The organism is Winogradskyella aquimaris (genome assembly GCF_042676105.1).
In the GTDB taxonomy this organism is placed as follows: domain Bacteria; phylum Bacteroidota; class Bacteroidia; order Flavobacteriales; family Flavobacteriaceae; genus Winogradskyella; species Winogradskyella aquimaris.
Window position 1 is genome coordinate 1 of sequence record NZ_JBHTJQ010000011.1, and the last position, 12266, is coordinate 12266.

Annotated in this window: 10 protein-coding genes and 1 rRNA gene; 2 read left to right on the top strand and 9 right to left on the bottom strand. The window is 34.4% G+C overall.

From position 1 onward, the window contains the following. Positions 1-90 (top strand): 5S ribosomal RNA (gene rrf / locus ACFQ1K_RS09285); the annotation flags it as partial. Between the two features lie 79 nt (positions 91-169). On the opposite strand, the gene ACFQ1K_RS09290 is transcribed toward rrf, so the two are convergent. The 7 genes from ACFQ1K_RS09290 to trmD all read right to left on the bottom strand — a co-directional run bounded on the left by ACFQ1K_RS09290 (position 170) and on the right by trmD (position 8877). Beyond that, a complete protein-coding gene (locus tag ACFQ1K_RS09290) occupies positions 170-409 on the bottom strand; it encodes a DUF6095 family protein (RefSeq protein ID WP_320556053.1) in 240 nt (79 codons plus the stop codon). Further along, positions 396-1208, bottom strand: a complete 813-nt coding sequence (gene murQ / locus ACFQ1K_RS09295; RefSeq protein ID WP_320556052.1) for an N-acetylmuramic acid 6-phosphate etherase — start codon at positions 1206-1208, stop codon at positions 396-398. Before murQ ends, ACFQ1K_RS09290 begins: the two co-directional genes overlap by 14 nt. Positions 1209-1239: 31 nt before the next feature. Then, entirely contained in the window at positions 1240-2055 is an 816-nt protein-coding gene (locus ACFQ1K_RS09300) for a DUF4249 domain-containing protein (protein ID WP_320556051.1), read from the bottom strand. A 4-nt stretch (positions 2056-2059) separates the two neighbouring features. Continuing rightward, the gene (locus tag ACFQ1K_RS09305) at positions 2060-4435 is read right to left on the bottom strand and encodes a TonB-dependent receptor (protein WP_320556050.1); all 2376 of its coding nucleotides are present in this window, start codon (positions 4433-4435) and stop codon (positions 2060-2062) included. Between the two features lie 105 nt (positions 4436-4540). Further along, positions 4541-6760 (bottom strand): NADP-dependent isocitrate dehydrogenase, encoded by a 2220-nt coding sequence (locus ACFQ1K_RS09310; RefSeq protein WP_320556049.1) that lies wholly within the window; start codon positions 6758-6760, stop codon positions 4541-4543. A 919-nt stretch (positions 6761-7679) separates the two neighbouring features. After that, a complete protein-coding gene (rplS, locus tag ACFQ1K_RS09315; protein WP_320556048.1) occupies positions 7680-8030 on the bottom strand; it encodes a 50S ribosomal protein L19 in 351 nt (116 codons plus the stop codon). Positions 8031-8199: 169 nt separating this feature from the next. Next, entirely contained in the window at positions 8200-8877 is a 678-nt protein-coding gene (trmD, locus tag ACFQ1K_RS09320) for a tRNA (guanosine(37)-N1)-methyltransferase TrmD (RefSeq protein ID WP_320556047.1), read from the bottom strand. A 324-nt stretch (positions 8878-9201) separates the two neighbouring features. On the opposite strand from trmD, the gene ACFQ1K_RS09325 reads away from it, so the two are divergent. Continuing rightward, positions 9202-9819 carry a hypothetical protein gene (locus tag ACFQ1K_RS09325; RefSeq protein WP_320556046.1) on the top strand — a complete coding sequence of 206 codons (618 nt, stop codon included), beginning with the start codon at positions 9202-9204 and terminating at the stop codon, positions 9817-9819. A 67-nt stretch (positions 9820-9886) separates the two neighbouring features. Here ACFQ1K_RS09325 and ACFQ1K_RS09330 read toward each other — a convergent pair whose 3' ends face one another. Both ACFQ1K_RS09330 and ACFQ1K_RS09335 read right to left on the bottom strand, forming a co-directional pair. After that, positions 9887-10513 carry a tRNA (guanine-N1)-methyltransferase gene (locus ACFQ1K_RS09330; protein ID WP_320556045.1) on the bottom strand — a complete coding sequence of 209 codons (627 nt, stop codon included), beginning with the start codon at positions 10511-10513 and terminating at the stop codon, positions 9887-9889. A 201-nt stretch (positions 10514-10714) separates the two neighbouring features. Beyond that, positions 10715-12163, bottom strand: coding sequence for a glyceraldehyde-3-phosphate dehydrogenase (locus tag ACFQ1K_RS09335; RefSeq protein ID WP_320556044.1), 1449 nt, complete (start codon positions 12161-12163; stop codon positions 10715-10717). Between the last annotated feature and the right edge of the window lie 103 nt (positions 12164-12266).

Genomic DNA, 12266 nt, shown 5'->3' on the forward strand with positions numbered 1-12266 from the left:
GGGGCTCACCTCTTACCATTCCGAACAGAGAAGTTAAGCCCGTTTGCGCCGATGGTACTGCATCTGTGGAAGAGTAGGTCGCCGCCTTTTTTGAAAACCCTTACCTAAACAGGTAGGGGTTTTTTGTTTTTCGGAGTAGATTGTACTCTAAGTTCTAAAGTAAATCTCTTTATTTCTTTTTTTTAAAGATACTATTAAGGATGGTATTTAAACCAATAAAAAGCATTGCTATGGCAGCAATGCAGATAATAATTGATATGATTAATAACGGGATATAAAGTGGTTTATCATCGTTATAAAATGTGAAATGAAGTAATGAAGGTCCTAAAAACATTAATAAAAGACAAATTCCCATACGCTTTATTCCCTTCATCAATAGTTGTTTATCTGCTCTATTATTTTCGTCCATTTAAAATACTTTTTCTTACACTTTTGTATTTATCAAGTAAATTTGAAGCCTCTTCTTCCGTTATATTTAATTCAGTCATAATCATTTTGATTCCACGGTCAACCAGCTTGTTATTACTGAGCTGCATATCTACCATTTTGTTATCCTTAACGCGTCCTAATTGAATCATAGTGGTTGTAGTAATCATGTTCAATACTAGCTTTTGGGCTGTACCAGCCTTCATTCTTGAACTTCCTGTAAGAAATTCAGGACCAACAACAATTTCTATCGGAAATTTTGCTTCTTTACTAATAGGGCTATTTTTATTACATACAATACAGCCTGTAATGATTCCTGCTTCATTACATTTCTTAAGCGTGCCAATGACATAAGGTGTAGTGCCTGATGCTGCTATTCCGACAACTATATCGTTACTGGAAATATTGTAGTTTTGAAGATCTAGCCATCCTTGTGTAGTTGAATCTTCAGCATTTTCAATAGCCTTTCTAATGGCATTATCACCACCAGCAATTAAACCAATCACTAAATCATGAGAAACGCCAAAAGTTGGTGGACATTCTGAAGCATCTAAAATTCCAAGTCTTCCACTTGTTCCTGCACCGATATAAAATAAGCGACCACCTTTTTTTAATTTTTCAACAACCACCTCAATTAAAGCTTGAATTTGAGGTATCGCCTTTTCTACAGCAAACGGTACCGTTTTATCCTCTTTATTTATGTTGATAATAATCTCATTAATAGACATCTTTTCAAGATGATTGTAATGAGATTCTTTCTCTGTCGTTTTTTCGAAATCCATTGTATAAAAATAATGAATTTCATGTGTATTTTTATTCTACGGTATATATAAGTTCATCTACTTCCGATAGTCTAAAGTAACCAAATGGGAAGTTGTTAGGATTTGTTGTGTTAATACAGTTTCCCCTAACTGTAGCTGGTTGAGTTTCAAATGGACCGCCTGACTCTTCACTTCCTTGTTGCAGCAAAATAAACATAAAATCATAGAATTGTTCTGAAATACCATAATTCCTTATTGTTACGACATCTCCAGATTCTAAATCTTCTTCCGTGTAAAAGCCAAATATTTGGTTGCCATCTGTAAATCTGTCTTCATAAACTTCTAGTGTGGGTGTTACCGCAATATCACTTATAAATTCAAAGAAATAGTAATTTTCTTCATTGGCTGGATCTGTATAAAAAGCTTTAAGCTCTATATCCTCACCAGAAAATCCACCTTCATTATTCTGTTCAACAAAATCTATAGAAACAACAGGTTTGAGTGTTTCTGTAGCGGTATAAGTTTCGCCATTATATAAAATTGTCAATGTGTAAGTTTCGTCAATGACAGGAATAAAGGAATCGTTTCTGTAAATTCCAGTATCTGCTTCTTCGATAAAGCTAAATGTATTATTGTCAGAATCCGATATGGTTACAATTGCATTATTAGCAGGTGGCACAGTATCGTTAAAAAATGGTGCAGTTAAGCTTAGTCTTATACTTTGTTGGTTGCCAGGAGTATTTTTTAGCCAGTTGATTGATGCATCTATGACCAACCTTGGTTCTGAAGTGTTAAGATCTACATCGATAACATCTTCGCAATTTGTTAAAGTGAAGAACAGTATCAATAAAATGGCAATTCTTTTCATGATGTTAGAAGTTAAAGTTGTAAGAAATGGATGGAACTATACCAAATATAGCTAGTCTAACGGCTTCATTAGTACCTGTTATTCTATTTTCCCTGAATGTAATATTTGCAGCATTTCTTCGATTGTACACATTATAAATACCAAATACCCATTCACCCTTGAATTTCTTTTCACTATCTGGATTTGGATTGTAATTAACAGAAACGTCCAGACGATTATACGATGGTAATCTGCTTGAGTTTCTAGATTCATAACTCGGAATGACTATACCATTATATTCGTATTGGCCGTTTGGAAACGTAGCTGGTAATCCAGTTTGAAAGAGAAAGTTTGAGCTAAATTTCCACTTTTTATTTAAGTCGTAGCTTGCTGTTAAGGAAATATCATGTGTCTTATCAAAAGGGGTATTGTACCATTCACCATTATTTATTCCCGTTTCTAGGGTTGTTCTTCCTGGTGTTCTTTGCTCAGATTTAGATAATGTGTATGCTAGCCATCCTTTTAATTTCCCTTCATTTTTTCTAAATAATACTTCCATACCGTAGGCTCTAGCTTCACCATTAAGAATAACCTGTTCAATAGCATTGTTAGCAATTAGATCTGCTCCGTCTATATAATCTATTCTATTCTGGATAGTTTTATAGAAGGTTTCAATTTCTAAAGAGAAAATATTATTCTTAAAAGTTCTAAAATAACCTATTGCAACTTGGTCTAGTAATTGAGGTTTAATGAACTTTCCACTTGGTGTCCATACATCTAAGGGAGTAGGAGAGCTAGTATTTGATAAAAGGTGTAAATACTGACTCATTCTATTATAGCTAGCTTTAACAGACGAAACATCATTGAGTTGATAAGCTATTGCTGCGCGTGGTTCAATATTTGAAAAGGATTCTATCACTGAGCTTCTACTAAAGCTTTCCGTTCCTATAGGTTCAGCTTTTTCGTAAACTCCAAGTTGTTGGTTAAAAATAACTGGATTGTTATCTTCATAAACGTTCAATTGGTCTTGACCCAGTCGATGGAATGTACTAAATCGAGCACCATAGCTCACACTAAGCTTATTACTTAATTTGTGTTCTGCATCTAAATAAATAGCATTTTCAAAAGCATATTTGTCTGTTAGCTTAAATGAGTTAATACCAGAATCTGGAGTATTTGGATTGATCTCACCTGGATTAAATTTATAATAAATACTATTTAAACCATATTCTAATTTAAAATTGTTGTTGATGTAATGTTTTAAATCGTATTTCACGTTGAAGTTTCTAATTCCAGATTCCCATTCGAAACCGACAAAATTTAAATCTAAACCATAATAGTAATCAGAGTATATGAGAGAGAGATTTGAAAACAACTTCTCTGAAAATAGATGATTCCACCTGAAATTTAGAACCGTATTACCGTATGTGTTTTCAAAACTGTCTTGGATGTTAAAGACGTCTCGGCCAAAGTAACCCGAAAGAAAAACACTATTTCTTTCATTTAACCTATAGCTTAATTTTGTGTTTAAGTCATAGAAGTAGGCTATGTTACCAATATCAAATAAGGGTAAGAATAAATGCGCGTAACTGCTTCTACCACCAAACAAAAAAGATCCTTTATCTTTTTTTATAGGCCCTTCAGCTAAAAGTCTACTAGAGATTAGTCCTATACCACCATTCATATGAAAATCACTACTATTGCCTTCTTTTTGATATATATCCAATACCGAAGATACACGTCCACCGTATTTTGCTGGAATACCTCCTTTATATAGTTTGATGTCTTTAATGGCATCTGGGTTGAAAACTGAGAAAAAACCGAATAAATGAGACGAATTAAAGATGGTCGCTTCGTCCAAAAGAATGAGATTCTGATCTGCAGCACCTCCTCGAACATTAAAACCAGAAGATCCCTCACCGGCATTAGTAACACCTGGTAGAAGGGTAATGGATTTAATAACATCTACTTCACCTAATACCACAGGCATTTGCTTTATTGTTTTAATGGATAAAGCATTAACGCTCATTTGAGGTTTTCTAATATTTAGTTTTTCTACATTTTCTGTAATAATAACTTCGTCTAAACTTTCAGCAGATTCCTCAAGTTGAAAGTTTTTGGTAGTATTCTTATTTAGATTTATAGTTTCTAAAATGGTTTTAAACCCTAGATAACTGACCTGAATTTCATAAGTTCCTTTAGGTAATGTAATAGAATAAAATCCGTATTCATTGGTCATAGTCCCTGTTTGCATATTTGGCACAAGTACATTAACACCAATTAGTGTTTCATTACTTTCATTGTCTGTAATGGTCCCGCTTAATGTAAATTTATCTTGAGCGAAAATGATGGTTGGGCAAATTAGAAGACTAAGTAAGGCTAATCTATATATCGAAGCCATAGACGATTAAAAAGGTGTTTGATTAAAAAAAGTGGTTTAATTGTCTTGCAAATTTACGGATATAAAAAAGGCTTCATTTTCTAATGAAGCCCTTTTAACAAAAGTTTAATTTATTATAGAATTGAGTGTTTTGCTTGGTCGCATGGCATTACTTGTGAGGTTTTCATCAGGGAAATAATACCCATCAATATTAACTGGACTTCCTTGGCAATCTATAAGCTCCGCTGATATAGCACCTTCATTATAAGACAACTCCTTATAAACCTTAGTGAACTCGTCTTTTAAGTCTTGATCCTTGTTTTGATTAGCGAGAGCTTCAGCCCAGTATAAGGCCAAATAAAAATGACTACCTCTGTTATCTATTTCATTTACCTTACGAGAAGGTCCTTTTTTGTTTTCCAACAATTTCTCAGTAGCAACATCTAAGGCTTCACCTAAAATATGAGCCTTAACATTATCATTGACTTCTGCAAAATGATCTAATGATACAGCTAAAGCTAAGAATTCGCCTAAAGAGTCCCACCTTAAATGGTTTTCTTCAACAAACTGTTGAACATGTTTTGGTGCTGAACCTCCTGCACCAGTTTCAAATAACCCGCCACCATTCATTAATGGCACAATTGAAAGCATTTTTGCACTGGTTCCTAATTCTAAAATTGGGAATAAATCAGTAAGGTAGTCGCGTAATACATTTCCTGTTACGGATATGGTGTCCTTTCCATCTTTAATTCGCTCTAATGTAAAATTAGTTGCCTTTACAGGATCAAGAATCCTAATATCTAAACCTTCTGTATCGTGATTAGGAAGATACTTATTTACTTTTTTGATTAATTCAGCATCATGAGCTCTGTTTTCATTTAACCAGAATACAGCAGGAGTTTGAGAGGCTCTTGCGCGAGTTACAGCCAATTTAATCCAGTCTTGTATAGGAGCGTCTTTAACCTGACACATTCTCCAGATATCTCCAGTCTCAACATTATGACTTGTTAAAACGGTTCCGTTAGCATCAATAACCTCTACCTTTCCGTTAGATGAAATTTCAAAAGTCTTATCATGAGAGCCATACTCCTCTGCTTTTTGGGCCATAAGACCTACATTTGGTACAGTACCCATAGTTGCAGGATCAAACGCTCCATGTTTTTTACAAAAGTCTATAGTTGCGATATACACTCCTGCATAACTACTATCAGGAATAATGGCTTTAGTATCTTGTTGCTTTCCGTCTTTGTTCCACATTTGTCCAGAAGTACGTATCATTGCAGGCATTGAAGCATCAATAATCACATCACTTGGTACATGTAAGTTGGTAATACCCTTATCTGAATTTACCATTGCCAAATCAGGACCTTCATTAAAAGCAGCATCTATGTCTACTTGAATCTCTCTACGTTTAGCCTCTGGAAGCTTTTCAAGGTTTTCTAATAAGTTACCAAATCCATTATTTACATCTACACCAATGTCTTTTAAGGTATCAGCATGCTTTTCAAAAACAGGCTTGAAATAAGTTCTTACAGCATGACCAAAAATGATAGGGTCGGAAACCTTCATCATGGTAGCTTTCATGTGCAGAGACATCAATACGTTTTGAGCTTTTGCATCTTTAATTTCCCTTTCTAAGAAGGCTAATAAGGCTTTTTTGCTCATTACTGTAGCATCGATGATTTCGCCTGCAAGTAGCCCTATGTTTTCCTTTAAAACTGTAGTTTTACCAGATGTATCGGTATGCACAATTTTTACAGTGGTTGCAGCGGGCGTGGTATATGATTTTTCATTATGAGCAAAATCACCTTCACTCATAGTAGAAACATGTGTTTTGGAGTCTGCTGACCATGCTCCCATGCTATGTGGATTCTTTTTGGCATAATTTTTAACTGCCTTTGGTGCACGTCTGTCTGAATTTCCTTCTCTTAAGACTGGGTTAACAGCACTACCTTTAACTTTATCGTACCGAGCCTTAATTTCTTTTTCTGTGTCATTTTTAGGTTCGTCTGGATAGTCAGGAAGTTTATAGCCTTTGGCTTGAAGCTCTTCAATGGCATCTTTTAACTGAGGAATCGATGCGCTAATATTAGGTAATTTTATAATGTTGGCTTCTGGTTTTTTAGCGAGTTCACCTAATTCGGTTAAAGCATCATTAACGCGTTGTTCTTCGGTTAAAAAGTCTGGAAACACAGCTAATATTCTTGCTGCCAGAGAGATGTCTTTTATCTCTAATGTAATACCCGAAGATTTGGTAAATGATTGAACAATTGGTAAAAAAGAACGTGTTGCCAAAGCCGGAGCTTCGTCTGTTTTTGTATAAACAATCTTTGCTGTTTTGCTCATAGGTTAATATATATAAAGTGAATTTGCTTAGGCTTATTTTTAAGCTGTGCAAATATACAAAATAGATATAGTTTTGGCGTTGTGAGATTAACAGTAATTAAATCAGAATTTTATGAATTATTGGGTAATTTATCGTTGAGTACTTTTGACAACGTCATATATGTGTTAAGTGGAAATAAGTATTAATATGTGTTGTTAGGGCATCGCTATCAACAATATCCATAAAATAAATAAGAGGTAGACTAAATTTGGATGATTTTTGGCTAAAAAGCAAAAAGCCATATCACTACAGTAAACTGTGCTGACATGGCTTCCTTTTTGAAACAGTACTTACGTGACCTATTTAGTTTTCACTAACTCAGCTGTTCGGCTTTCGCCATCATCTTTTTCGGTTCAAGTGTTTCCATTTCAATGAAACGCTTAATAGCTTCCAAAATGTATTGGCCTGATATAAAACGTTTCATAAGATTTGTTTTTCTTGATGTTTTCTTACTTGTAATTCATTTTCATGACTTATAACGTACAAAAACATTGCTCATCATTTTCGCAATCACTTTCGATCCTGCTACTTTTTCAAAGCTTTCCACTCATTTCTTATAATCTGCAAGCATTTTATAAAACCTAAGCTTCATGGCCAACTTTGCAGCACTTGCCTACACAAGCCGCTCATCAACCTCAAAAAACAATCTTATTATTTTAAAGAACGTTACTTTAATACAATTAACATAAATTCAAAATTTCTTTCAAAACCAAACACTGTTTGTTATTAATCGCTTAGCTAAAGTAGATTTATATTGCGAAAAAGCAAATTTTTTAACGATTTAGATATGCACAATTTATAAACCGCACTTATTAACAAAAGTTAATAACAAAAAAGCCTTCAGAATTGAAGGCTTTTTTATACATTATTTACGCTAGATTATTTTCTAACTTCTTTTATTCTTGCTTTCTTACCAGTAAGACCTCTAAAGTAGAAGATACGTGCTCTTCTTACCTTACCACGCTTATTAACTTCAATTTTCTGTAAAGCTGGTAAATTAATTGGGAAGATACGTTCTACACCAACAGTACCTGACATTTTTCTGATCGTAAACGTTTCAGAACTTCCGCTTCCTTTGCGTTGCAACACAACACCTTTGAAAAACTGTGTACGGGTTTTACTTCCTTCCTTGATCTCATAGTACACGGTGATCGTATCACCAGCGCTAAATTGTGGTATGTCTTTTTTTGTTACAAATTCGTCTTGTACAAATTTTACTAAAGAATCCATGTTTTATCTTTTATAATGATTGCTCTAAACCAACATTCACGATTTTCGCCAGAGGTTAATCTAAAGTGGCTGCAAAGATAATTAAAAAGTTAAAAGTAAAAAGTAGAAAGTGAAAAGTTTTTTTCTTGATGTTTAACCGTTCAGTTTTCTAATTGTAAGCTATTTGCCATTAGTCATTAAGAAGATCTGGTCGTCTTTCTTTAGTACGTTGGTAAGCCTGTTCTTCTCGCCACTTTTCAATTTCCCCAAAATTACCACTAAACAATACTTCAGGTACCTTCATACCTTTATAGTCCCTTGGTCTTGTGTAGATTGGTGGTGCCAATAAATTATCTTGAAAAGAATCGGTTAAGGCAGATGTTTCATTTCCTAAAACACCAGGTATAAGCCTGATTACAGCATCACATAAGACCGCTGCACCCAGCTCGCCACCAGACAATACATAATCACCAATTGAGATTTCCCGAGTGATAAAAGTATCTCTGACGCGTTGATCAACACCTTTATAATGGCCGCAAAGAATAATAATATTCTCTTTTAAAGATATTTGGTTAGCAATACTCTGGTTTAGACGTTCACCATCAGGCGTCATATAAATAATTTCGTCATAGTTACGCTGAGCTTGCAACCCAGAAATACATTTATCTATAGGTTCTATCATCATAACCATACCCGCTCCACCACCAAATTGGTAATCATCTACAGATTTATAGTTGTCTGTAGTGTAATCTCTAAGGTTATGAAAATGAACTTCTACTAGATTTGCTTCTATGGCACGTTTAAGTATTGAAGCTTCAAACGGACTTTTTAATAATTCTGGTAGAACGGTTATGATATCTATGCGCATGGTCTTTATTAATAGATTACAAAGATAGATTTAATTAAATTAGTTAAAATACTGAAGATTGATACTTTATTGAACAATTCCTTTCATTTGATGTTTTATGGACTTTAGTTATAATAGATTAATTATTGATTTCACATCTCAAATTAATATATGCTAGTCTGTGATGTTCACTATGCGCAAAAGCTTTAATTAGGACTTTAGATATCATGTTATTATTTGTAAGTAAAAACTTCAGTATATTAAAATTATGTTCGCTATAGCGAAAATATTTAACACTTTATCAATATTTAGATAAATTTAAAGAAGAATAAAAACAACCTACTTATGAAAATTAGAACTACTTTTTTGGCAAGTCTTGCCTTGTTAACTTTTTTAGCATGTTCAAATGAACCGATTTCCGAAGATGATGTACTAACAAGAAATGACACCACGAACGAAAATATTGAAGATTCAATTAATGAAGGTAGCAATGTTGATAGTTCTAGCTCGGAAAATGATGATGCCCCTTGTGTAACAACTGCTTTAGTCGCTGGTCAGCACCATGTAGCTGGTACAGTTTCTATATCAATTGTAGATGGAAACTTAGTTGTTACCTACTTTACAACAGAAGAGTGGACTCTTGGTACAACACATTTGAGTATTGGTAATTGTAATGATGATTGGGTCCCATTGAATGGTGCAGGTAATCCACAAATTGGTCAATTTGAATTTACGGAACCTACTTCTACATCAGATAATGAAGTTGTTTATATCATTGCATTACCAGATGGTTTTGAAGGACAAGATTATTGTTTTTCTGCACATGCGGAGGTTGAAGGACCAACTGGTGGGGAAACTGCGTGGGCTGAAGGTGAACAATTTTCAGGAAATAGCTGGGCTATGTATGACGAATTTAATACTTCAGACTGTACCGATGGAGGTTCAAACGGAGGAGTCTTTTAAATGAAATGAACACAAAAGAAAAGACCATAATCTTAAAATTATGGTCTTTTCTTTTTAAATATAACTTTTAAGCCTTATTTTTATTAATCTCATCCTGAAGCTGACGTCTTACTTTTTGCTCGCGCTCTAAAGCATTACGTCTATGTTCTTCAAACTCGCTTTCTACTTCTTCTAGTTTGAGTTTGGCTTCTTTGGTAAGTGAATTACTATTTTTAAACTTATAAACAAAGAACAATAAAAACGCAGTAAGAGCAGCAATAATGGTCCACATGATAACATTATAATTGGTTTTACTGGTTTGCATACCCAATAATGCCATGTTGTTTTTTTCTTCGTTTGTTTGGTCTAGAGTTGTTTGCGTGTTGTTAAGTCTTTCCTTTAAACTTTCTATTTCTTTAACTTGATTAGCCACTGTAGCTTCAGAATCACCTAAGTTTTTATAGGTTGTTTTTAATGAATCTAATACATTGGCTTTTAACTTTAATAACCAGGCTTGTTTTACCGCTTCATAGGGTTGACCGTTAGTACCTTTAAAGTTTCCGGATTTTCTAAAAACATATTCAAACTGGCTATCTATTGTACCACTGTCTAGTGAAAGCTGTTCTTCAGTTTCATCTTGCTGAGCATGTAATGATAGTGTTTGTAGGTTTAAGCTAACTATAAGAATTGCAGCGACTTTAGTCAAGGACTTCATCTTAAAATAATTTTGGTTGACTTCGAATTAATTAGGTGCCAAGATAATGATTTTATATGCATATGTTTCACAAATAATAAAACAAATGCACTATCATTTTTACTCAACAGTTCATATACGCTTTACTTTTTAGTTTGGATGTTGGTTAAACAAAAAAATCTTGCCATTTGGCAAGATTTTTCCTTTCCTTTTCAATTTATTCTAATAGTAAGTATACCGTCTTACCTTTGAAATATATTTTGCTAATCTTATGACTTGATGGCTATAGCCGTACTCATTGTCATACCAGATATATAAGATGGCATTTTTACCGTCTCCTCTTACAATGGTTGCTTTACTATCATAAATTGATGGCGCTGAGCTTCCCACAATATCACTAGATACAAGCTCGTCGCTCATTTCGTATTTGATTTGTTCAACTAAATCACCTTCTAGCGCATATTTTTTCATTATACTGTTGATACTATCTACGGTGGCCTTTTTACCCAACTCTAAATTTAAAATAGCCAAAGATCCATTAGGAACTGGCACTCTGATCGCATTAGAGGTAAGCTTGCCTTCCAAAGAGGGTAATGCTTTGCTTACAGCCTGACCAGCACCTGTCTCTGTAATTACCATGTTAAGGGCAGCGGCTCTACCACGTCTGTATTTTTTATGGAAATTGTCGACCAAGTTTTGGTCGTTAGTATAGGCATGAATCGTTTCTAAGTGACCAGATTTAACCCCAAAGGAATCTTCAATAGCTTTTAATACTGGTGTAATGGCATTGGTTGTACAAGAAGCGGCAGAGAATATTTTGACCTGATCAGGATTGTGCTCTAAGTGATTAACACCATGTACAATGTTTGGGACACCTTTTCCTGGCGCTGTTAAAAGAACTTTTTCTACGCCTTTCGCTTTTAGGTGCCTACCTAAAGCTTTTTCATCTCTAAAAGCTCCGGTATTATCTATAACTAAGGCGTTGTTAATGCCATATTTAGTATAGTCAATATCTTCTGGTGCATTTGCAGAAATGATGTTTACCGTAGTACCATTAACAATGAGGGCGCTATTTTTTACATCGACACTTACCATGCCCGAAAAGTCTCCGTGTACAGAATCGTTTCTTAATAAAGATGCGCGCTTTTCTAGTACGGTTTCGTTAATCTCTCCTCGTGTTACAATTGCTCTCAAACGTAATTGATTACCCTTGCCTGTGCGTGTCATCAACTCACGCGCAACCAATCTACCAATTCTACCAAAACCGTAAAGAATAACGTCTTTAGGTTCTAACTCTTTTGATTTCTTAGCTTCTTTTAATCTGGACGATACAAAAGCCGTAGCATTATCATACTTCTGATCTTCCATATGATATTCATAAGTCAATTTGCCAATATCTAATTTAGCAGGTGGCAAATTCAACTTTTTAATGGCTTGAGCAATTTCTACGGAATCAAAGATTGAAATTGGTTTTTGAACGAATTCACCTGCATATTCATGCAGATTTAAAATTTCGCTTACTTTTCTGTCAATTAATTGATTTCTAAATAAAACGAGCTCAATGGAATTGTCATACCATAGGTCGCTAACTGTTTTAATGAATTCAACCGTTGCTCTGCGACGGTCTGCTTGAAACGCTAACTCTTTTTCGTAAGTGTCGTTAAAACCCATTTTGTTTTAGTTTAGTGGTTTTTAAATTTGGCGCAAAAATACATATTTCAAACGTTTTCGTAACGCTTTTTACCGAAAATAAGAACCCTTCAAAGAATTACAC

Excerpts from the sequence above, each read along its gene's own strand:
- ACFQ1K_RS09290 (WP_320556053.1), bottom strand. The coding sequence starts at position 409 with ATGGACGAAAATAATAGAGCAGATAAACAACTATTGATGAAGGGAATA.
- ACFQ1K_RS09300 (WP_320556051.1), bottom strand. The coding sequence starts at position 2,055 with ATGAAAAGAATTGCCATTTTATTGATACTGTTCTTCACTTTAACAAAT.
- murQ (WP_320556052.1), bottom strand. The coding sequence starts at position 1,208 with ATGGATTTCGAAAAAACGACAGAGAAAGAATCTCATTACAATCATCTT.
- ACFQ1K_RS09330 (WP_320556045.1), bottom strand. The coding sequence starts at position 10,513 with ATGAAGTCCTTGACTAAAGTCGCTGCAATTCTTATAGTTAGCTTAAAC.
- ACFQ1K_RS09310 (WP_320556049.1), bottom strand. The coding sequence starts at position 6,760 with ATGAGCAAAACAGCAAAGATTGTTTATACAAAAACAGACGAAGCTCCG.
- rplS (WP_320556048.1), bottom strand. The coding sequence starts at position 8,030 with ATGGATTCTTTAGTAAAATTTGTACAAGACGAATTTGTAACAAAAAAA.
- ACFQ1K_RS09335 (WP_320556044.1), bottom strand. The coding sequence starts at position 12,163 with ATGGGTTTTAACGACACTTACGAAAAAGAGTTAGCGTTTCAAGCAGAC.
- trmD (WP_320556047.1), bottom strand. The coding sequence starts at position 8,877 with ATGCGCATAGATATCATAACCGTTCTACCAGAATTATTAAAAAGTCCG.
- ACFQ1K_RS09325 (WP_320556046.1), top strand. The coding sequence starts at position 9,202 with ATGAAAATTAGAACTACTTTTTTGGCAAGTCTTGCCTTGTTAACTTTT.
- ACFQ1K_RS09305 (WP_320556050.1), bottom strand. The coding sequence starts at position 4,435 with ATGGCTTCGATATATAGATTAGCCTTACTTAGTCTTCTAATTTGCCCA.